18 protein-coding genes are annotated in these 20,283 nt (G+C 60.9%); 10 read left to right on the top strand and 8 right to left on the bottom strand.

Features of this window, described 5'->3' with window-relative positions; genetic code table 11:
- Nucleotides 1–23 precede the first annotated feature (23 nt).
- The gene (locus KW568_RS26115; protein WP_019438726.1) at nt 24–239 is read left to right on the top strand and encodes a DUF3077 domain-containing protein; all 216 of its coding nucleotides are present in this window, start codon (nt 24–26) and stop codon (nt 237–239) included.
- A 284-nt stretch (nt 240–523) separates the two neighbouring features.
- Entirely contained in the window at nt 524–2,824 is a 2,301-nt protein-coding gene (locus tag KW568_RS26110) for a YgiQ family radical SAM protein (RefSeq protein ID WP_003249577.1), read from the top strand.
- 125 nt (nt 2,825–2,949) lie between these two features.
- On the opposite strand, the gene KW568_RS26105 is transcribed toward KW568_RS26110, so the two are convergent.
- Both KW568_RS26105 and KW568_RS26100 read right to left on the bottom strand, forming a co-directional pair.
- On the bottom strand, nt 2,950–4,278 hold the full coding sequence (locus tag KW568_RS26105; protein ID WP_004577239.1) for an IS110-like element ISPpu9 family transposase: 1,329 nt from the start codon (nt 4,276–4,278) through the stop codon (nt 2,950–2,952).
- Nucleotides 4,279–4,642: 364 nt separating this feature from the next.
- A complete protein-coding gene (locus tag KW568_RS26100; protein ID WP_003249578.1) occupies nt 4,643–5,230 on the bottom strand; it encodes a TIGR00730 family Rossman fold protein in 588 nt (195 codons plus the stop codon).
- A gap of 350 nt (nt 5,231–5,580) precedes the next feature.
- On the opposite strand from KW568_RS26100, the gene azu reads away from it, so the two are divergent.
- A complete protein-coding gene (gene azu / locus KW568_RS26095) occupies nt 5,581–6,030 on the top strand; it encodes an azurin (protein ID WP_003249580.1) in 450 nt (149 codons plus the stop codon).
- Between the two features lie 102 nt (nt 6,031–6,132).
- Here the strand turns inward: azu and nadE are convergent, their stop codons facing one another.
- Entirely contained in the window at nt 6,133–6,960 is an 828-nt protein-coding gene (gene nadE, locus KW568_RS26090; protein ID WP_003249583.1) for an ammonia-dependent NAD(+) synthetase, read from the bottom strand.
- 3 nt (nt 6,961–6,963) lie between these two features.
- Nucleotides 6,964–8,169 carry a nicotinate phosphoribosyltransferase gene (gene pncB / locus KW568_RS26085; RefSeq protein WP_004576971.1) on the bottom strand — a complete coding sequence of 402 codons (1,206 nt, stop codon included), beginning with the start codon at nt 8,167–8,169 and terminating at the stop codon, nt 6,964–6,966.
- A gap of 512 nt (nt 8,170–8,681) precedes the next feature.
- On the opposite strand from pncB, the gene KW568_RS26080 reads away from it, so the two are divergent.
- From KW568_RS26080 to KW568_RS26055, 6 genes are all read left to right on the top strand, one after another.
- On the top strand, nt 8,682–9,818 hold the full coding sequence (locus KW568_RS26080; RefSeq protein WP_003249588.1) for a branched-chain amino acid ABC transporter substrate-binding protein: 1,137 nt from the start codon (nt 8,682–8,684) through the stop codon (nt 9,816–9,818).
- 154 nt (nt 9,819–9,972) lie between these two features.
- A complete protein-coding gene (locus KW568_RS26075) occupies nt 9,973–10,887 on the top strand; it encodes an ABC transporter permease subunit (protein ID WP_003249590.1) in 915 nt (304 codons plus the stop codon).
- A gap of 2 nt (nt 10,888–10,889) precedes the next feature.
- On the top strand, nt 10,890–12,191 hold the full coding sequence (livM, locus tag KW568_RS26070; protein WP_003249592.1) for a high-affinity branched-chain amino acid ABC transporter permease LivM: 1,302 nt from the start codon (nt 10,890–10,892) through the stop codon (nt 12,189–12,191).
- Nucleotides 12,188–13,063: an ATP-binding cassette domain-containing protein gene (locus KW568_RS26065; protein WP_004576970.1), complete on the top strand. Its 876-nt coding sequence runs from the start codon at nt 12,188–12,190 to the stop codon at nt 13,061–13,063. The genes livM and KW568_RS26065 overlap by 4 nt, the downstream gene beginning before the upstream one ends.
- Nucleotides 13,060–13,776 carry an ABC transporter ATP-binding protein gene (locus tag KW568_RS26060; protein WP_004576969.1) on the top strand — a complete coding sequence of 239 codons (717 nt, stop codon included), beginning with the start codon at nt 13,060–13,062 and terminating at the stop codon, nt 13,774–13,776. The genes KW568_RS26065 and KW568_RS26060 overlap by 4 nt, the downstream gene beginning before the upstream one ends.
- A 593-nt stretch (nt 13,777–14,369) precedes the next feature.
- Nucleotides 14,370–15,134: an SDR family oxidoreductase gene (locus tag KW568_RS26055; protein WP_004576968.1), complete on the top strand. Its 765-nt coding sequence runs from the start codon at nt 14,370–14,372 to the stop codon at nt 15,132–15,134.
- Between the two features lie 49 nt (nt 15,135–15,183).
- On the opposite strand, the gene KW568_RS26050 is transcribed toward KW568_RS26055, so the two are convergent.
- From KW568_RS26050 to KW568_RS26035, 4 genes are all read right to left on the bottom strand, one after another.
- Nucleotides 15,184–15,432: a hypothetical protein gene (locus tag KW568_RS26050; RefSeq protein ID WP_004576967.1), complete on the bottom strand. Its 249-nt coding sequence runs from the start codon at nt 15,430–15,432 to the stop codon at nt 15,184–15,186.
- Nucleotides 15,433–15,526: 94 nt separating this feature from the next.
- Nucleotides 15,527–16,627 (bottom strand): AGE family epimerase/isomerase, encoded by a 1,101-nt coding sequence (locus KW568_RS26045; RefSeq protein WP_004576966.1) that lies wholly within the window; start codon nt 16,625–16,627, stop codon nt 15,527–15,529.
- 52 nt (nt 16,628–16,679) lie between these two features.
- Entirely contained in the window at nt 16,680–17,315 is a 636-nt protein-coding gene (locus KW568_RS26040; RefSeq protein WP_003249603.1) for a TetR family transcriptional regulator, read from the bottom strand.
- Nucleotides 17,316–17,437: 122 nt separating this feature from the next.
- The gene (locus tag KW568_RS26035) at nt 17,438–17,845 is read right to left on the bottom strand and encodes a hypothetical protein (RefSeq protein ID WP_004576965.1); all 408 of its coding nucleotides are present in this window, start codon (nt 17,843–17,845) and stop codon (nt 17,438–17,440) included.
- Between the two features lie 340 nt (nt 17,846–18,185).
- Here KW568_RS26035 and KW568_RS26030 point away from each other — a divergent pair, with 340 nt between their 5' ends.
- Nucleotides 18,186–20,252, top strand: coding sequence for an AsmA family protein (locus tag KW568_RS26030; protein ID WP_004576963.1), 2,067 nt, complete (start codon nt 18,186–18,188; stop codon nt 20,250–20,252).
- The last annotated feature ends 31 nt before the right edge of the window (nt 20,253–20,283 follow it).

Below are 20,283 nucleotides of genomic sequence, written 5' to 3'. Positions count from 1 at the left end.
GCTTCAAGAGTTGCACCGTACCTGTGGGAGCGGGTTTACCCCACCCGTTGTTCCGCATCGAGCCCGGGATCCAGTGTAGAGACGCCCGCGAGCAGTCTTCGGAGTTGATGGGCTATGTGCGCGAACTGACCATCACTGGGTTGATGGATGAGAAGCCGATGATGATCTGGGCTGCCCATTACCTGAGTGCGATGGCCAAGGCGCTGATGGATGATGCTGAGCTGTGGATGAGGCAGTGAGGGGTTGGCTTCAGGTTGCATGAAGGCCGCCAGGAGTTCGCCGCAACAGTTTCAGCGCCTATGAGATCGAGCGCCGCCCGCGCGGCGCTTGATCTCACAGGCGCTGCAAGGATTCTGTCGAACACCTGGCAACCCCACTACACCCCTCAACCCAACCACCTGCCACGTCCATCCCCCAACCGTCGCCCCGCCCACCAATCCCCACGAATCCAGTCGGATTTGGTCAAAATTTGTGCTATATTCCGCGCCCGCGATTTCCCTGCACACCAGAACCGGTCACTGACATGCAAGCAGCCAAACCACTCTACGACTATCCCAAGTACTGGGCCGAATGCTTCGGGCCAGCACCTTTCCTGCCAATGAGCAGGGAGGAGATGGATCTGCTCGGCTGGGATTCCTGCGACATCATCATCGTGACCGGTGATGCCTACGTCGATCATCCGTCGTTTGGTATGGCCATCATTGGCCGTCTGCTGGAGGCCCAGGGCTTCCGCGTGGGCATCATCGCCCAGCCGAACTGGCAGTCGAAAGACGACTTCATGAAGCTCGGCGAACCGAACCTGTTCTTCGGCGTGGCCGCCGGTAACATGGACTCGATGATCAACCGCTACACCGCGGACAAGAAGATCCGTTCCGACGATGCCTACACCCCGGGTGGTCTGGCCGGCAGCCGTCCGGACCGTGCCAGCCTGGTGTACAGCCAGCGCTGCAAGGAGGCCTACAAGCATGTGCCGATCGTGCTCGGCGGCATCGAGGCTTCGCTGCGCCGCATCGCCCACTACGACTACTGGCAGGACAAGGTTCGTCACTCGATCCTGATCGACGCCAGCGCCGACATCCTGCTGTTCGGCAACGCCGAGCGTGCGGTGGTCGAGGTGGCCCAGCGCCTGTCCAACGGTGAGAAGATCGAGACCATCACCGACGTACGCGGCACCGCCTTCGTGCGCCGCGATACCCCGCAGGGCTGGTACGAGATCGACTCCACCCGTATCGACCGCCCAGGGCGCGTCGACAAGATCATCAACCCGTACGTGAACACCCAGGACACCCAGGCCTGTGCCATCGAACAGGCCAAGGGCGACCAGGAAGACCCGAACGAAGCCAAGGTGGTGCAGATTCTCGACAGCCCGGCCGTGACCCGGGAAAAGTCGGTGATCCGCCTGCCATCGTTCGAAAAGGTGCGTAACGACCCGGTGCTCTATGCCCATGCCAACCGCGTGCTGCACCTGGAGACCAACCCAGGCAACGCTCGCGCGCTGGTGCAGAAGCACGGCGAAGTGGATGTGTGGTTCAACCCGCCACCCATCCCCATGAGCACCGAGGAAATGGACTACGTGTTCGGCATGCCTTACGCCCGTGTGCCGCACCCGGCCTATGGCAAGGAGCGCATCCCGGCCTACGAGATGATCCGTTTCTCGGTGAACATCATGCGTGGTTGCTTCGGTGGCTGTACCTTCTGCTCGATCACCGAACACGAAGGCCGCATCATCCAGAACCGCTCGCATGAGTCGATCCTGCACGAAATCGAAGAGATGCGTGACAAGGTGCCGGGCTTCACTGGCGTGGTCTCGGACCTTGGCGGGCCGACTGCCAACATGTACCGCATCGCCTGCAAAAGCCCCGAAATCGAGAAGCACTGCCGCAAGCCGTCGTGCGTATTCCCGGGTATCTGCGAAAACCTCAATACCGACCACAGCTCGTTGATCGAGCTGTACCGCAAGGCCCGTGCCTTGCCGGGTGTGAAAAAGATCCTGATTGCTTCCGGCCTGCGCTACGACCTGGCGGTGGAATCGCCGGAGTACGTCAAGGAACTGGTCACCCACCACGTTGGCGGCTACCTGAAGATTGCCCCGGAGCACACCGAGCGTGGCCCGCTGGACAAGATGATGAAGCCGGGTATCGGCACCTATGACCGCTTCAAGCGCATGTTCGAGAAATTCTCGAAAGAAGCGGGCAAGGAGCAGTACCTGATCCCGTACTTCATTGCCGCGCACCCCGGTACCACTGACGAAGACATGATGAACCTGGCCCTGTGGCTGAAGGGCAACGGCTTCCGCGCCGACCAGGTACAGGCGTTCTACCCGTCGCCAATGGCCTCGGCCACGGCCATGTACCACTCAGGCAAGAACCCGCTGCGCAAGGTGACCTACAAGAGCGAAGGGGTGGAGATCGTCAAGAGCGACGAGCAACGCCGTCTGCACAAGGCGTTCTTGCGCTATCACGACCCGAAGGGCTGGCCGATGCTGCGTGAAGCGCTGCAGCGAATGGGCCGCGCCGACCTGATCGGGCCGGGCAAGCACCAGCTGATTCCGGCGCACCAGCCGCAGACCGACAGCTACCAGAGCGCGCGCCGCAAGAACTCGACCCCGGCGGGGAGCCACAAGGTGGGCAAGGACCAGAAGATCCTCACCCAGCACACCGGCCTGCCACCGCGTGGCAGCGATGGCAGCAAGCCGTGGGACAAGCGCGAAAAGGCCAAGGCCGAGGCGTTTGCGCGTAACCAGCAGGCGGCCAAGGAGCGCAAAGAGGCGAGCAAGGGTGGCAAGGGCAACAAGAAGCCGCGTCAGCCTGTCATTCCGCGCTGATCTTGAAGGCTACATAGAGCCCTGTGGGAGCGGGTTCACCCGCGAATGCGTCGGTAGATCCACTATCGATTCGCGGGTGAACCCGCTCTCATCAAACAAAATGCAACCCATTGTTTTCTAAACACTCAAGCGGCCACCAGTTGATACCCCAGTTTCCGGGCTTTGCGAAGCAAAGCCCGGACCTGCCGGTCTTGGCTTCTGGTTTCAAACTCCTCAAGACCTTGTTCAACATAAGCCTGCTTCTTGGTTAACAGGTTGTACACCAGACGTGCCAACTGATGCGCAGTGGCCTTGATGGCGCAGCTGGTATCCATTCGAGTCAGTCTGGCTCGGTGTGATGCACCAATGAAACCCTTGTCGTTACGGGCATTGGATGCGGCCTGCTTGAGTGCTTGAGCTGCTCGATTGACTATTTTGGGCCCGCCACCTGCCAGTCGATGACCGCCGGAAATTCGGGTAGGGGGAGCCAGTCCCAACCAAGAGCAGAAGTGCTGTGAGGACGGGAAGCGTGATAGATCTGTACCGATCTCCCCTGCCAGCACTAATGCAGTGTCCACCCCAATGGTTGGAATTGCGGTTAGGTCCACGCCAAGAACTTTCCACAATGTCTGATGCAATTCAGTCTGTTGGACACCGTTTCGGTGTGGGCTCCGTAAAGGCTTATTGGATGGCTCTGGCTTGTTTTGCAGCACCGGCAACTGCTCTAACGCGGCTTTTATGGCGTCGTCACAATCAGCAATTTGCTGCTCCAGGAAGTCATAGGCAGCCAATTCCTGAGTTAGCGCATGCAAATGCTCGCGCCGCCAATTGCCATGAAGACTCCGAGCGACAGCCTCCTTGCCTGCCTTGATGCGGCGGTCGGTCAGTTCAGCCAGTTGCACTGGGTCCCGTTCACCTGCGCAGATGGCTCGCAAAATCTTCATGCCAGTTACACCGGAAATATCACTGATGACATTGGCCAGCTGGATGTTCATTTGGCTCATGGCCTTTTGCATACGGTTCAGCGTCTGCGCCTGGTCTTTCACTTTGGAAGCACGCTGCCTGACCAATGACCGGACGCAGCAGGTCAGATCATCGGGGCGGAATGCGCCTCTGAGCAGTCCATGAGTCATCAGCTGCCAAATCCACTGGCAATCCAACACATCTGATTTACGGCCCGTGATTTGCCGAGTTGCTCTGGCATTGACGAGATAAACCTCAAAACCGCGCTCGCTGAGAATCTCGTAAATTGGAATCCAATAAACCCCCGTGGATTCCATGGCAACGACCTTGATCCCCAGGCTTTCAAGCCAGTTAGCCATCTTGAGTAGGTCGTCAGTAAAGGACGTGAACGACTGGACGGGATTTTCGTGCCGGGGATCGACCGCCACGAAATGTTCTCGACCACCGACATCGATCGCCGCGCAATCGGGATGGACGACGGTAAAGCGTTGCTTGGAAGGCTTGCGCGCCATGATGAATCCTCGCAGGATAAAGGGCGCGCGGGGCACACGGTGGCGAAAGGGTTCACTCTCTCATACGTGGTCACAGCTGAATCAGCTGATGCCTACAGGGACTTCACGCCGATACCGTGCGGATCACTCTCCTACGCGGGTGTGCGGACACACACCAGTGCTGGCTACGATCTCTGTCCCGCGCACACGAACCCTAACAAAGCAAAAGGCGGCTGGCCCTACCGGGCCAACCGCCTTTTCTTTTTCAAAATGTCAGCGTCGCTGCGGAACTGAAGCCGTACACCTCATGTTTGCTGCGCGACAGCGCAGCCCGGAAGGGCTGGGTGATCTCCTACAGGGTCAGTGTTCGGCCCATCCATCTGGGTCAGTCAGGCTGCTTGTCGACCCACTTAGGCGCGACCGGCGCCACAAAGCTGTCCATCCCGTCCAGCAGCTCGTCCGGCTGCTGCCCCAGCAGTAACATCGCCCGGTGTTGCGGGCGCACGAAGCCTTCTTCGACGATATGGTCGAGGAACCCGCCCAGCTTGTCGTAGAAACCGTTCACATCCAGTAGCCCGAGTGGCTTGGCGTGATAGCCCAGTTGCCCCCAGGTCCACACTTCGAACAGTTCCTCCAGCGTACCCAGCCCTCCCGGCAAGGCAATGAAGGCATCGCTCAGCTCGGCCATGCGGGCCTTGCGCGCATGCATGCCATCCACCACTTCCAGGCGGGTCAGGCCTTTGTGGCCGACTTCAGCGTCCAGCAGGCTCTGCGGAATGATCCCGACCACTTCGCCGCCGGCCGCCATGGCCGCGTCGGCCACCACGCCCATCAAGCCGACCGCGCCACCGCCATACACCAGGGTCAAGCCACGGCGGGCAATGGCCTGGCCTAGCGCGACGGCTGCTTCACGGTAGGCAGGGTTGGCGCCCATGCTGGCGCCGCAGAACACACAAACGGAACGTACGGGCATTGCTCATCTCCTGTCACTCAGGCGCACAGGGTACGGCGCATGCCCGTCGCTTCCAAGGCCGGGTTCATTCTGGTCGGGAGAATTCGCAGATGGCTCCTGTGGCGCCGTGGGCGTAGGCAGCGAGCAGGCTATTGAGGAAGTTGGAGATGGGCATTTGGTATTGCTCCTAAATGAGAGGTTGTCCCATCGTCTAATAAAAGGGCATGATGTGCCCTTAGATTGGTTGTATACAATCCATTGAACAATTCTACTGGCTGACCGCTTGACACCCCCCTTGACCCATATCAGCAAGGGGCTGAACGGTTTCAGGCAGTCTCGCAATTGATAAAACCCTGCCAAGGAGATTCATGATGTTTGCGAAAGCTGTAGCGGTATCCCTGCTGACCCTCGCCAGCGCTTCTGTCTTCGCCGCCGAGTGCTCGGTCACTGTCGACTCGACTGACCAGATGTCCTACACCAGCAAGGAATTCACTGTCGACAAGAGCTGCAAGGAATTCACCGTCAAACTGACCCACTCTGGCAACCTGCCGAAGAACGTCATGGGCCACAACCTGGTGATCAGCAAGACTGCCGACATGCAGGCCATTGCCACCGAAGGCATGAGCCAGGGTCTGGATAAGGACTACCTGAAGGCTGACAACGCCGCGATCATCGCCCACACCAAGATGATCGGCGCGCCTGAGAAAGAAACCGAAGTGAAGTTCGACACTTCCAAGCTGGAAGCCGGTGGTGACTACAGCTTCTTCTGCACCTTCCCGGGCCACATCTCGATGATGAAAGGCAAGGTCATCGTCAAGTAATCAAAGGCTGACGGCGAACCCTGTAGGAGCGGGTTCACCCGCGAATGCGTCGGTGGGTTCACCCTCGTATTCGCGGGTGAACCCGCTCCTGCAGGCCACTTATCAAGGAGCGAACGGCAGTTCGCGCTTGTGCTGGGTCTTGCGGTAGGTGGCGACGATGATGTCGAACGCTGCCTGGTCAACCGGCTGCCCATGCAGGAAGGCATCGATCTGCGCGTAGGTCACGCCATGTGACGCCTCGTCCGGCTTGCCCGGCTCCAGGTCTTCCAGGTCGGCCGTTGGCACCTTTTCCACCAGTGACTCCGGCGCACCGAAGCTGCGCGCAATCGCCCGCACCTGATTCTTCACCAGCCCACTCAACGGCGCCAGGTCGCAGGCACCATCACCAAACTTGGTAAAGAAGCCCATCACCGCCTCGGCGGCGTGGTCGGTTCCGATCACCAGACCTGCGCGGGCGCCAGCGATGGTGTACTGGGCGACCATTCGGGTACGTGCCTTGACGTTGCCAACCACGAAGTCCACCAACGTCGGCGAGCCATTCTTCAACGCCGCCACTTCAGCTGCCAATGCACGCACTGCCGGGGCGATATCCACCGTGTGAACTTCATCTGCCTTGATCACATCCAGGCATGCCTGGGCGTCATGCTCGTCATGCTGTACCTGGTAAGGCAGGCGCACGGCAATGAAGGTGTAGGCCTTGTCGCCGGTCTCGGCGCGCAGCTCGTTGATGGCGCGCTGGGCGAGCAGGGCGGCAGTCAGTGAGTCGACGCCACCGCTGATGCCCAGCACCAAGGTCTTGAGTCGAGCATTGGCCAGACAGTCCTTGATGAACGCCACCCGTCGGGCGACTTCGGCCTCGAGCGCTGCCGCGTCGGCGAACGGCGGCTGTACCTTCAGCGCCTGGGCAATCTCTTGCTGAACCGCTTGCATGGGTTACTCCTTGCTGGGGACTTTGAATACGTGACGCATGTAGGCGACGAAGTTCTCGTCGCGGCACTGGGTCTTGGCGGCTTCGTCAGAGATCTTGGCCACCGGCGCGCCGTTGCAGTCGGTCATTTTAAGCACGATGCTCATGGGTGCCACACCAGGGATGTCGCAGGTCAGGTTGGTGCCGATGCCAAAGCTGACGTTGATGCGGCCGCGCAGGGCGCGGAAAATTTCCAGCGAGCGGGTCAGGTTGAGGCCGTCGGAAAACACCAGGGTCTTGGTCATCGGGTCGATACCCAGTTTCTGGTAATGGGCAATGGCCTTTTCCGCCCAGGCTACCGGCTCGCCCGAATCATGGCGCAGGCCGTCGAACAGCTTGGCGAAGTACAGGTCGAAATCGCCGAGAAAGGCATCCATGGTGATGCAGTCGGTCAGGGCGATGCCGAGCAAGCCGCGGTACTCGCGTACCCAGCAGTCCAGCGCGGCGATCTGGCTGTCGATCAGCCGGGGGCCGAGCTGCTGGTGGGCCATGATCCATTCGTGGGCCATGGTGCCCAGCGGTTTGATATCCAGTTTCCATGCCAGGTCGACGTTGCTGGTGCCGACAAAACGGCCGGGGAAGTCGTCGCGCAGCACCCTTACCACTTCCTCCTGCACGCGGCTGGAAAAGCGCCGGCGGGTGCCGAAGTCGGCCACCTGCAGTTCGGCCAACTCGTCGTCGCTGGCATGTGCACGCAGCCAGTCAAACTTGCGGTACAACTGATCCCGCGCCTCGGCCAGGCGCATGTGCGGGTGCAGATTGCGGTTGCGTACTTCGCTGATGATGGCCAGCAGCGGCACTTCGAACAGGATCACATGCAGCCACGGACCTTTCAGGCGCAGGAACAGCTGGTCGTTTTCGATGCCGACGTGCACGTAGCGCAGGTTGAAGCGGAACAGTCGCAGAAAGCGTAAAAAGTCGGGCTTGAGGAAGCTGATGCGTTCGAGGAAGGCCAGCTGGCCATCGTCCAGGGTGAGGTCGCCAAGCTGTTCGAGCTCATTGCGAATTTCGCCGAGGTAGGGGCGCAGATCCTCACCGTTGCGGCAGCGGAATTCCCATTCGACGTCGGCGTCCGGGTAGTTGTGCAGCACTCCCTGCATCATGGTGAGTTTGTAGAAGTCGGTGTCGAGCAAGTTGTGCACGATGCGCTCGGCGAATGCGCTTTCGCTCATCAAGGGGGCTCCGGAAGCGGCGATTGGCGGCCATTGTGCCAGCCTTTTACCCCTTGTGTGGCTGTTCCGGCCTCTTCACGGGCAAGCCCGCCCCCACACGGTGCGCGGCCTTGTTCCTATTTTAGGCGCGGGCGTGCCCGCGAAGAGGCCGAAACAGCCAAAACAGAGGTGTTTTTCCGTGCACCAGCTAGCCTTGAAACGGTGCCGCCTGTAGCAGTCGCGCACCAGCGGTGTGCAGTTCGGTGACGTCCGCTGTTACAGGGCGGTTGCACGTAAACACTTGCCAGGGTTGCAATGATGGCACTCGACGGTTGCTCCTTGTCTGTACGTGTGGTGGCGCCTGCCGCGTGGCAGACGGTTGCACGCTCAATAAAGAAGAGGCCGCCCGTCGCCTACAGGCACCCTGCACAGTGTGTTTTCCCGGAAGACAAAACCGATGGCACGGCCCTTGCTCTGAGCACAGGGCTGAGTAGTTGTAGTGCCAACCAAAAAAACTCTAGGAGCACCACCTCATGTCGCAGACGTTTTACAAGAAAGGTTTCCTGGCTCTGGCCGTAGCTACGGCACTGGGTGTTTCTTCGTATGTTCAGGCCGACGTCAAGATCGGTGTAGCGGGCCCAATGACCGGTGCCAACGCAGCGTTTGGCGAGCAGTACATGAAAGGTGCGCAGGCAGCGGCCGACAAGATCAACGCCGCCGGTGGCGTGAATGGCGAGAAAATCGTCCTGGTCAAAGGCGATGACGCCTGTGAGCCGAAGCAAGCCGTGGCCGTGGCCAACCGACTGGTCGACCAGGACAAGGTGATCGGCGTAGTGGGCCACTTCTGTTCCTCCAACACGATCCCGGCGTCCGAGGTATATGACGAGGCGGGCGTGATCGCCATCACCCCAGGCTCCACCAACCCACAGGTCACGGAGCGCGGCCTGAGCGCCATGTTCCGCATGTGCGGCCGTGACGACCAGCAGGGTATCGTCGCTGGCGACTACATCGTCGACGTGCTCAAGGGCAAGAAGGTCGCGGTGTTGCACGACAAGGACACCTACGGTCAGGGCCTGGCCGACGCGACCAAGGCGCAGCTGGAAAAACGCGGCGTGAAGCCTGTGCTGTACGAAGGCCTGACCCGTGGCGAGAAAGACTTCAGCGCTGTGGTCACCAAGATCCGCTCTACCGGTGCCGACGTGGTCTATTTCGGCGGCCTGCACCCGGAAGCCGGCCCGCTGGTACGCCAGTTGCGCGAGCAGGGCCTGAAGGACGTCAAGTTCATGTCCGATGATGGCATCGTCACCGACGAACTGGTGTCTACCGCCGGCGGCGCGCAATACGTTGACGGCGTGTACATGACCTTCGGTGCCGACCCGCGCCTGCTGCCAGACAGCAAGGCGGTGGTGGAGGAGTTCCGCAAGGCGGGCACCGAACCTGAGGGCTACACCCTGTACGCCTACGCTTCGCTGCAGGCTCTGGCTGCCGCGTTCAATGGCGCGAAGTCGAACAAGGGCGAAGACGCTGCCAAGTGGCTCAAGGCCAACCCGGTGCAGACCGTCATGGGTGAGAAGAAGTGGGACAGCAAGGGCGACCTGACCGTGTCCGACTACGTGGTCTACCAGTGGGACAAGACCGGTAAATACCACCAGCTGGAAAAACAAAAATAACAACGGCCCGCGGCCCGGGCGGTTGCTCGGGCCCAAGCCCCGCGGTACCTGTCTTTATTCGTAGATCTGCACAGTTCTGCGCTGCGAGGGCCCCGCACAGGTGGCCCGCGCCGTGGTCGGCGCTCGTGCAATCTCAATCAGGTGAGATTGCGTTATGGATGGTATTTTCCTGCAGCAACTGGTCAACGGCCTGACCCTCGGGTCGGTCTATGGCCTGATCGCCATCGGCTACACAATGGTCTATGGCATTATCGGCATGATCAACTTCGCGCACGGCGAGGTGTACATGATCTCCGCTTACCTCGCGGCGATCAGCCTGGCATTGCTGGCTTACTTCGGTGTCGAATCGTTCCCCCTGCTGATGCTGGGCACCTTGTTGTTCACCATCGTCGTCACCGGCGTTTATGGTTTCACCATCGAGCGCATCGCCTACAAACCGCTGCGTAACTCCACCCGCCTGGCACCGCTGATCAGTGCCATCGGCATTTCGCTGATCCTGCAGAACTACGCACAGATCAGCCAGGGCGCCCGCCAGCAAGGCGTGCCAACCCTGCTGGAAGGTGCTATGCGTGTCGAAGTCGGGTCCGGCTTCGTGCAACTGACTTATACCAAGATCTTCATCCTGGTGGCGGCTTTTGTCGGCATGGGCCTGCTGACCTACGTGATCAAGTACACCAAGCTCGGCCGCATGTGCCGTGCTACCCAGCAAGACCGCAAGATGGCCTCGATCCTGGGTATCAACACCGACCGGGTAATCTCCTACGTGTTCGTCATCGGTGCAGTGATGGCCGCCCTGGCCGGCGTGCTCATCACCATGAACTACGGCACCTTCGACTTCTACGCCGGCTTCATCATCGGTATCAAGGCGTTCACTGCTGCTGTGCTCGGTGGCATCGGCTCGCTGCCTGGCGCGATGCTCGGCGGGATCATCCTGGGTATTTCCGAGTCGCTGTTCTCCGGCCTGATCAACTCCGACTACAAGGACGTGTTCAGCTTCTCGCTGCTGGTGATGATCCTTATCTTCCGCCCACAAGGCCTGCTGGGTCGCCCGCTCGTGGCTAAGGTGTGAACATGTCGATTGCCAAAATTGCCTCTGCCTCTGAAACCAAAGGTTTCGATATCAAGCGCAGCCTGCTCGAGACCATCGTTGCCGGCTTGCTGGCGCTGATTGTCTTCGGCCCGATCGTCGGCGTGGTGCTCGACGGTTATACCTTCAACGCCGAACCTCGTCGGGTTGCCTGGCTGGTCGGCGGGGTGATGCTCGGGCGTTTCCTGCTCAGCCTGTACGTGCAGACCGCTGCCGGGCGGCGCATGCTCGAGGGCTTCGACAGTGGCGGCTCGGGCGTGCATGTGCGCGCGCCGAACTATGTGTCGCGGCTACGCTACATCATCCCGGCGCTGGTGGTGATTGCCATCGTCTTCCCGATTTTCGCCAACAAGTACCTGCTGACTGTGGTCATTCTTGGCCTGATCTACGTACTGCTGGGCCTGGGCCTGAACATCGTGGTGGGCCTGGCCGGCCTGCTCGACCTGGGTTATGTAGCGTTCTACGCCATCGGTGCCTACGGCCTGGCGCTGGGGTACCAATACCTTGGCCTGGGCTTCTGGAGCGTGCTGCCGCTGGCGGCCATCGCGGCGGCGTTGGCGGGGTGCATCCTGGGCTTCCCGGTGCTCCGGATGCACGGTGACTACCTGGCGATCGTGACCCTGGGCTTTGGCGAAATCATTCGCCTGGTGCTGAACAACTGGCTGTCGTTCACCGGTGGCCCCAACGGCATGCCGGCGCCATCGCCAACCTTCTTCGGCCTGGAGTTCGGCCGCCGCGCCAAGGACGGTGGGGTGCCGATCCATGAGTTCTTCGGCTTCGAATACAACGCCAACCTCAAGTTCGTGTTCATCTATGCGGTGCTGTTCATGGTCGTGCTGGCGGTGCTGTACATCAAGCACCGCCTGACCCGCATGCCGGTCGGCCGGGCCTGGGAAGCGCTGCGCGAAGACGAGATCGCTTGCCGTTCGATGGGCCTGAACCACGTATTGGTCAAGCTCTCGGCGTTTACCCTTGGCGCCTCTACCGCCGGCCTGGCCGGGGTGTTCTTTGCCACCTACCAGGGTTTCGTCAACCCGTCTTCATTCACCTTCTTCGAGTCGGCGTTGATCCTCGCCATTGTCGTACTGGGGGGTATGGGCTCGACCGTGGGCGTGGTCATTGCGGCGTTCGTGCTGACCGTGGCGCCAGAGCTGCTGCGCAGCTTCTCCGAATACCGGGTGCTGCTGTTCGGCGTGCTGATGGTGCTGATGATGATCTGGCGACCGCGTGGGCTGATCCGCATCAGCCGTACCGGTGTGACCCCGCGTAAAGGAGTGGCGCCATGAGCGACGATATCATTCTCTCGGTCGACAACCTGATGATGCAGTTCGGTGGCATCAAGGCGCTCAGCGATGTCAGCCTGAAGGTCCGGCGCAACCAGATCTTCGCCCTGATCGGCCCCAATGGCGCCGGCAAGACTACGGTGTTCAACTGCCTGACCGGCTTTTACAAGGCCAGTGGCGGGCGCATCGAGCTGAACGTGCGCGGCAGCCATACCAACGTGATCCAGCTGCTCGGTGAGCGCTTCCAGGCGGCGGACTTCGTTTCGCCTGCGCGCTTTGCCAACCGCATGTACTACAAGATGTTCGGCGGTACCCATTTGGTCAACCGCGCCGGCCTGGCACGCACCTTCCAGAACATCCGGCTGTTCAAGGAAATGTCGGTGGTGGAGAACCTGCTGGTGGCGCAGCACATGTGGGTCAACCGAAACCTGCTGGCAGGTGTGTTCAACACCAAGGCCTACCGCAAGGCCGAAAGCGATGCGCTGGACCACGCCTTCTACTGGCTGGAAGTAGTGGACCTGGTCGATTGCGCCAACCGCCTGGCCGGCGAGCTGTCGTACGGCCAGCAGCGCCGCCTGGAAATTGCCCGGGCCATGTGCACGCGGCCGAAGATCATCTGCCTGGACGAACCGGCGGCGGGCCTGAACCCGCAGGAAACCGAAGCACTCAGCCGCATGATCCGTGTGCTGCGTGACGAGCACGACATCACTGTGGTGCTGATCGAGCACGACATGGGCATGGTCATGAGCATCTCCGACCATATCGTGGTGCTGGACCACGGCAATGTGATTGCCGAAGGTGCGCCGCAGGACATCCGCCACAACCCGACGGTGATTGCCGCCTACCTGGGTGCAGACGAAGAGGAACTGGTATGAGTGCACCCATTCTCGAGCTGAAAGACCTGGACGTGTTCTATGGGCCGATCCAGGCACTGAAGAAAGTCTCGATGCACATCAACGAGGGCGAGACGGTAAGCCTGATCGGCGCCAACGGTGCCGGCAAGTCGACCCTGCTGATGTCGATTTTCGGCCAGCCGCGGGCGGCATCCGGGCATATCGTGTACCGCGGCACCGACATTACCCGCAAATCCTCGCACTACATCGCCTCCAACGGCATTGCCCAGTCGCCGGAGGGGCGCCGGGTGTTTCCCGACATGACCGTCGAGGAAAACCTGATGATGGGTACCATCCCCATCGGCGACAAGCATGCCGACGAAGACATGCAGCGCATGTATGAGCTGTTCCCGCGGTTGAAGGAGCGGCGTAACCAGCGGGCCATGACCATGTCGGGTGGCGAGCAGCAAATGCTGGCGATTGCCCGGGCGCTGATGAGCCGGCCGAAGTTGCTGCTGCTGGACGAGCCCTCGTTGGGGCTGGCGCCGATTGTGGTCAAGCAGATTTTCTCGACCCTGCGAGAACTGGCCAAGACCGGGATGACCATCTTCCTCGTGGAACAGAACGCCAACCATGCGCTGAAACTGTCGGACCGGGCCTATGTGATGGTCAACGGGCAGATTCGCATGACCGGGACCGGGCAGGAACTGTTGGTCAATGAGGAAGTGCGTAACGCTTATCTGGGCGGGCACTGAGTTGTATGCAGGGGCTGCAATGCAGCCCCCTTCTCAATGTGGAAAACTTGTCGTTCCCTTCTCCCGAAACACACCCATATTCCTTCGCAAGCCATTGTTTCCACAGGCCAACTCTTTTCCACGGATAGTGTGGAGCCGCCTGTGGAAAACATGGTGGCATATCGCTCAAGCCCTTGAGTATCAAGCCCTGTAGCGATTTGATCATTTTTTGTTCATATCCCCGTTGTGGATGATTTCCCCAAGCGTTCAAAATCTCTGCGTGCACTTGAAGTGTCGCGATAATCCTGTGGATAACTCTGTGTAAAAACCTTGGACAGACCGCTGCAGGCGGCATGTTTGAAAGCCTTGCGCCATCACCGCCAAGATATCCACCGACCACAACCCGCTGAAAGGGTTCCGTGCGGTGGACAAGTTGCCCCCAATCTGTGGGGAAAGCCTTGTGGATAACATGCGTATACCTGGCGGCGAGCCCTCTGCTGCAAGGGTTTGCAGAATATGAACAAAAAATGAACAGCCCCTGAACGGCTTGCTGCCAAGGCCAGGCGCGGGCATGCTGCAAAGCTGCCATGACAACCTACCGTGAGGAACACAGCATGACGTCCACCGTATTCATCACTGGCGCGACTTCCGGTTTCGGCGAGGCCACTGCCCGCCGCTTCGCAGAAGCCGGCTGGAAGCTGGTACTCACTGGGCGCCGCAAAGAGCGCCTGGACGCCCTGTGCGCTGAACTGTCGGCCAAGACCGAAGTGCATGGCCTGGTGCTGGACGTGCGTGACCGCAAAGCCATGGAGCAGGCTATTGCCAATCTGCCGGTCGGCTTTGAAAAGATTCGCGGTCTGGTCAACAACGCCGGCTTGGCGCTGGGTGTGGATGCTGCGCAGAACTGCAGCCTGGACGACTGGGAAACCATGGTCGACACCAACATCAAGGGCCTGATGTACACCACTCGCCTGCTGCTGCCACGGCTCATCGCCCATGGCCGCGGCGCGTCGATCCTGAACGTCGGGTCGGTGGCGGGCAACTACCCGTACCCGGGCAGCAACGTGTATGGCGGCACCAAGGCCTTCGTCGGCCAGTTCTCGCTGAGCCTGCGTTGCGACCTGCGCGGTACCGGTGTGCGTGTGAGCAACATCGAGCCGGGTCTGTGCGAGAGCGAGTTCTCGCTGGTGCGCTTCGGGGGTGACCAGGCCAAGTACGATGCTACCTACGCGGGTGCGGAGCCGATCCAGCCACAGGATATTGCCGAGACCATCTTCTGGATCCTCAACCAGCCGGCGCACATCAATATCAACAGCCTGGAACTGATGCCGGTGAGCCAGGACTGGGCAGGGTTCTCGATCGACCGATCAAAAGGCTAAGCACGAGGCGCGAACCGGGAAGGCCCGGTTCGCGGTGCAGCTGGATGGCTTAGTTGATATAGGACAAGTACGTTCTGTCTTCAGGGATGATGCCTAACGCTTGAAGGACATCATTGATGCCGTCATGCCGGCCTAGGTCCTCGGCCGATGCTTTGCTATTGATGACGCGGCGCAGGCTTAGCAGGTAGCTGAGTTTGCCATGGGAGTGCTCATCATAGCGGTGGCCGCTATCGATGATCTTTTGTGCCGCTCGGTTGATCTGCTCTTCAACAAATGCCTTGAAGGCTTCTGCTTCCATGTTGATAACTCCTGAACGTTCGAGAAAGGAGCACCAACATAGGTGTGGGGGAGATGCTGCCGGCAGCAGGAAACGTTCCCCCCTGACAGATTCTTTAGGTGTTCAACTGATTCAGCCCTTCCAGGCAGGTAGCCAAGTGATAAGGCGTGGTCGATGGCATGTCATCCCTGCTCACCGCGCCGTCACCCCCTCGGCACTCATACCAGCCGGCGTCACGCAGGAACCGCGCTGAAAGGGCGCCCAACTGCCCCGCGAGCTTTGCTTCACTGCCTTCACGCAATGTAAGCGCCCGCAGGTACTCGGCCTGCGCCCAGATACGCTGGGAGGCATCAAGCACCCGGCCATCCACATTCAGCATGGCCAGTACGGCCGCATCCTTCACCCCGAATTGCTCGGCAAAGCCGAAGGCCCGGTCTATCGACGCATGCAGCGGCGTGTCACGCAGCAGCGGGGAGGTATGCAGCAGATAGAACCACTCGAACTGGTGCCCAGGCTCGAACCAGTTATCCACAGCCCCGTGTGGCTTTTCCAGCATCAGGCCATGGGCCGGTTCAATGAAATGCGCCTCGAGCGCCTGACACAATTGCAGCAGCGACTGGCGGACATGTTCGTCGCCACGCACTGCCAGTACTTGCAGGAACGCTTCGGCCAGGTGCATCTGCGGGTTCTGCAGCGGGCCACTGCCGAGGTCGGCCCAGTCTTCGCCCAGGCAGGCTTCGTACAGGCCATCGTCACGGGCGAACTGTTGGTCGATGATGTCCAGCGCGGCATTCAACGTGGACTCCACCAGGCTTTCGCGCACTTTGCCCCAGTAGTGCGCGCAGGCGAACACGATGAAGGCGTGGGTATACAGGTCCTTGCGCCGGTCCAGCGGCTTGCCTTGGGCGTCGATGCTGTAGAACCAGCCACCGTGCTCGGCATCGTGGAAGTGCTTTTGCAGCGAGCGAAACAGGGCTGCGGCACGCTCCGCAGCGCCCGGTTGCCCGATACGGCTGCTGAACACATACAGCTGGCGTGCACAGGCCATGGCGCGGTAGCGCTGCACCGGCAACGGATGGTGCTGGGCGTCCAGCGCTTCGTAGGGCAGAGCCATGTCGGCGTTCCAGCCCGGGCCTTGCCACAGCGGCACGATGCGTTCGGCGAAGTGCTGGTTGAAGCGGGCCAGTTCGGGCAGGGTGGGGCGGGGGTCGGACATTTCGGCGCTCGTCGCTGTCGGGCAGGGCGCCATGGTAGCAGAAGTGGGGTTTTCAGTAGCCTGGGTTGCCGAGCCCCTGCCAATGCCGCGCCCCGACAAAGATGAAGCGCAACTGCTGGGTGATCTTTTCCTGGGGCGTCAGGGCCTGTGGATAACCCGCTTCCGGGTTGTCGATAAGCTCGGGCAGGGTGGCGAACACGGTCTTCACCACCAGGTCGGCCATCACCGCAAGTGCGGCGCTGTCCAGGTGTTGCCAGCGCTTCATCCGTGCAAGGTCGGTGGCAAGGTCGTCGCTGATATCCTGGCGCAGGCGGGCAATGGCCTGGCGCACGGCCTGTGCACCGCCGTATTGCTCGCGGGCCAGGAAGAGGAACTGCGCGCGATGGGCGGCGACCACGTCGAGGAAGATGCGCACCGAAGCGTCGGTGATGCCGCCCAGTTCGAATTCGTTCTGGCGCACCAGGCGGATGGTCTGGCGGAAGGTGGTGTCGATTTCGGCGACAAGGGCCAGGCCCAGAGCGTCCATGTCGGAGAAATGCCGATAGAAGCCGGTCGGCACGATGCCAGCTGTCTTCGCCACTTCGCGCAGGCTGATACTGCCGAAACCACGGCCACTCTCCATGAGCAGGCAGGCGGCATCGAGCAGGGCCTGGCGGGTCTGTAGCTTCTGTTCGGCGCGCGGCAGCATGATGCGGGCTTCTGTAACGGTCAGGCTGGGCACTCTAGATAAAAAAACAAAGCCCGGTCAATGGACCGGGCCTGGAGGGGAGCAAGCGTTGTGACAGAAGTTGTTCTTTTCGGCCATGGCGATCAGCTCACACGGCTGAGTTCAACCAGGCGATCCGAGCCACCTTCGGCAACGCGGCCAGAACGTTCGATCAGGCGATCAGAGCCACCTTCGGCAACACGGCCGGAACGTTCGATCAGGCGATCGGAGCCACCTTCGGCAACGCGGCCAGAACGTTCGATCAGGCGATCGGAGCCACCTTCGGCAACGCGGCCAGAACGTTCGATCAGGCGATCGGAGCCACCTTCGGCAACACGGCCAGAACGTTCGATCAGACGATCGGAGCCGCCTTCAGCGACGGTTTTCAGCGGCTGGGCGATTTCGGCAGCGCTGGAGCGCGCTTCGGACGTCAGGTGTTGCTCGGACGCTGGCAGGGCGAAAGCGTTGGCGGCCAGAAGGGACAGGGTCAGGGTCAGCAGATGGCGTTTCATGATTTCGGTGCTCCTCTCGGGGGCTGGAAAGTGGGTACGAAGCCAATGCTACGCCGCGTAACGCCAGAGAGAAGTTCATACGGGTAATGGTAACAATCGACCATATTGATAGAGGTTTTCAGGGCGTCTATTCCGGCCATTGCAGCCATGCAGGCAATCCCCTTGCCCGGTTGGCGGTGGGTAACATGTGCAGTCTGGTAAGACAAATTTCTGAGCAAGAGGCCAGGAAAAACTTCGCTATCATGGCGCCACCGATAAAACCTCACGGGTTTTCATCAGTCGGAGTTATTGAGGCCATCGCTGCGCCTGTTTTCTGTCATGCCGCAAGGAGAAATACGCAATGACGCGTCCCGCCAGAATCCTCGTCTGGACCCTCGCCAGCCTGCTTACCGTGCTGGCGATCCTGGTGGTAGTGATTGCCACCTTCGACTGGAACCGCGTCAAGCCACTGCTCAACGAGAAGGTCTCCGAAGCCTTGCATCGGCCCTTCGCGATCAACGGCAACCTCGCCGTGCACTGGCGTACCGAGCCCGAAGAGGGCGGTTGGCGTGCCTGGGTGCCTTGGCCGCACTTTATTGCCGAAGACCTGACGCTGGGCAACCCCGAGTGGCTCAAGGAGCCGAAGATGGTCGGCCTTGAGCGCGTGGAGTTTCGCCTGGCGCCGCTACCGCTGGTGTTCCAGCAGATCAGCATACCCCGCATCAACCTCACCAAGCCCACTGCCAGCCTCACTCGCCTGGCCGATGGCCGCGCCAACTGGGTCTTCGACTTCGGCCCCAAGGATGAAAACGCTGAACCTTCCAACTGGCAGCTGGACATCGGCGCCATCGGCTTTGACCAAGGCAACGTCAGCTTCGACGACCAGACCCTCAAAACCAGCATGAAGGTGCAGATTGACCCGCTTGGCAAGCCAATCCCGTTCAGTGAGATTGTCGGCAAGGCCAGCGCCGAGAAGGCCGGCGGTGCGCAGGACTATGCCTTCGGCCTCAAGGCCCAAGGCCGCTACAAAGGCCAGCCAGTGTCCGGCACCGGCAAGATCGGCGGCCTGCTGGCCCTGCAGGACGCCAGCCAGCCGTTCCCGCTGCAGGCCGACGTGCGCATCGCCGACACCCATGTGGTGCTCGCCGGCACCCTCACCGACCCGCGCAACCTTGGTGCCCTCGACCTGCGCCTGCGTTTGTCGGGTGCCAGCCTGGGCAACCTCTACCCATTGACCGGCGTCACCTTGCCTGACACCCCGGCCTATTCCACCGACGGCCGCCTAAGCGCCAACCTGCAGGCGGCGCAAGGGGCGTCGTTCAATTACCAGGGCTTCAACGGCAAGATCGGCGACAGCGATATCCATGGGGACCTGGCCTTCGTTGCCAGCCAGCCACGGCCCAGACTGTCCGGCAACCTGGTATCGAACCAGTTGCTGTTCAAGGACCTGGCGCCGCTGATCGGTGCCGACTCCAATGCCGAACAGAAGGCCCGCGGCGGTGCCAGCGAGCAGCCTGCAGGCAAGGTGCTGCCAGTGGAGGCGTTTCGCACCGAGCGTTGGCGGGCAATGGACGCTGATGTCACCTTTGCTGGCAAGCGCATCGTGCACAGCGCGCAACTGCCGTTCACTGACCTGTCGGCCCATGTGGTGCTCGAAGACGGCCTGTTACGCCTGGAGCCCCTGCGCTTTGGCGTGGCCGGCGGCAGCCTGGCCTCCAACATCCGCCTGGACGGGCGCAGCGTGCCCTTGCAGGGGCGCGCGAAGTTGACTGCGCGTGGCTTCAAGCTCAAGCAACTGTTCCCTACCTTCGCGCCAATGCAGACCAGCTTTGGTGAGCTCAATGGCGACGCCGACATCAGCGGCCGTGGCAACTCGGTAGCCGCCTTGCTGGGTACAGCCAATGGCGACTTGCGCATGCTGATCAACGATGGCGCCATCAGCCGCAGCCTGATGGAAATTGCCGGCTTGAACGTGGGCAACTATGTGGTCGGCAAGCTGTTTGGTGATGAGGACGTGAAGATCAACTGTGCGGCGGCCGATGTGGGCATCAAGGATGGCCTGGCGACTACGCGGCTGTTCATCTTCGATACCGAGAACGCGATCATCTACATCGACGGCACGGCGAATTTCGCTTCCGAGCAACTGGATTTGAACATCACCCCGGAATCGAAAGGGCTGCGGTTGTTCTCGCTGCGTTCACCCCTGTATGTGCGCGGACCGTTTGCCAAACCGAACGCCGGTGTGCAGGCATTGCCACTGGCGTTGCGTGGCGCAGGGATGGTGGCGCTGGGTGTGGTGGCTGGGCCGGCGGCGGGGTTGCTGGCGCTGATTGCGCCCAGCAGCGGGGATGACCCGAACCAGTGCACACCGTTGTTGCAGCAGATGAAGGCAGGCAAGGCGCCGGCAGCTGTGAAAGCACGGAAATAGCAAGGGGCCGCAAAAGCGGCCCCTTGAGGGT

Source organism: Pseudomonas sp. HD6515, assembly GCF_024971855.1.
Taxonomy (GTDB): Bacteria; Pseudomonadota; Gammaproteobacteria; order Pseudomonadales; family Pseudomonadaceae; genus Aquipseudomonas; species Aquipseudomonas alloputida.
Note: the sequence above shows the minus strand (reverse complement) of the source record. Positions and strands in the feature narration are given on the sequence as shown.

Coding starts and splice junctions, on each gene's coding strand:
- KW568_RS26110 (WP_003249577.1), top strand. CDS start 524: ATGCAAGCAGCCAAACCACTCTACGACTATCCCAAGTACTGGGCCGAA.
- KW568_RS26105 (WP_004577239.1), bottom strand. CDS start 4,278: ATGGCGCGCAAGCCTTCCAAGCAACGCTTTACCGTCGTCCATCCCGAT.
- KW568_RS26100 (WP_003249578.1), bottom strand. CDS start 5,230: ATGCCCGTACGTTCCGTTTGTGTGTTCTGCGGCGCCAGCATGGGCGCC.
- azu (WP_003249580.1), top strand. CDS start 5,581: ATGTTTGCGAAAGCTGTAGCGGTATCCCTGCTGACCCTCGCCAGCGCT.
- nadE (WP_003249583.1), bottom strand. CDS start 6,960: ATGCAAGCGGTTCAGCAAGAGATTGCCCAGGCGCTGAAGGTACAGCCG.
- pncB (WP_004576971.1), bottom strand. CDS start 8,169: ATGAGCGAAAGCGCATTCGCCGAGCGCATCGTGCACAACTTGCTCGAC.
- KW568_RS26080 (WP_003249588.1), top strand. CDS start 8,682: ATGTCGCAGACGTTTTACAAGAAAGGTTTCCTGGCTCTGGCCGTAGCT.
- KW568_RS26075 (WP_003249590.1), top strand. CDS start 9,973: ATGGATGGTATTTTCCTGCAGCAACTGGTCAACGGCCTGACCCTCGGG.
- livM (WP_003249592.1), top strand. CDS start 10,890: ATGTCGATTGCCAAAATTGCCTCTGCCTCTGAAACCAAAGGTTTCGAT.
- KW568_RS26065 (WP_004576970.1), top strand. CDS start 12,188: ATGAGCGACGATATCATTCTCTCGGTCGACAACCTGATGATGCAGTTC.
- KW568_RS26060 (WP_004576969.1), top strand. CDS start 13,060: ATGAGTGCACCCATTCTCGAGCTGAAAGACCTGGACGTGTTCTATGGG.
- KW568_RS26055 (WP_004576968.1), top strand. CDS start 14,370: ATGACGTCCACCGTATTCATCACTGGCGCGACTTCCGGTTTCGGCGAG.
- KW568_RS26050 (WP_004576967.1), bottom strand. CDS start 15,432: ATGGAAGCAGAAGCCTTCAAGGCATTTGTTGAAGAGCAGATCAACCGA.
- KW568_RS26045 (WP_004576966.1), bottom strand. CDS start 16,627: ATGTCCGACCCCCGCCCCACCCTGCCCGAACTGGCCCGCTTCAACCAG.
- KW568_RS26040 (WP_003249603.1), bottom strand. CDS start 17,315: ATGCTGCCGCGCGCCGAACAGAAGCTACAGACCCGCCAGGCCCTGCTC.
- KW568_RS26035 (WP_004576965.1), bottom strand. CDS start 17,845: ATGAAACGCCATCTGCTGACCCTGACCCTGTCCCTTCTGGCCGCCAAC.
- KW568_RS26030 (WP_004576963.1), top strand. CDS start 18,186: ATGACGCGTCCCGCCAGAATCCTCGTCTGGACCCTCGCCAGCCTGCTT.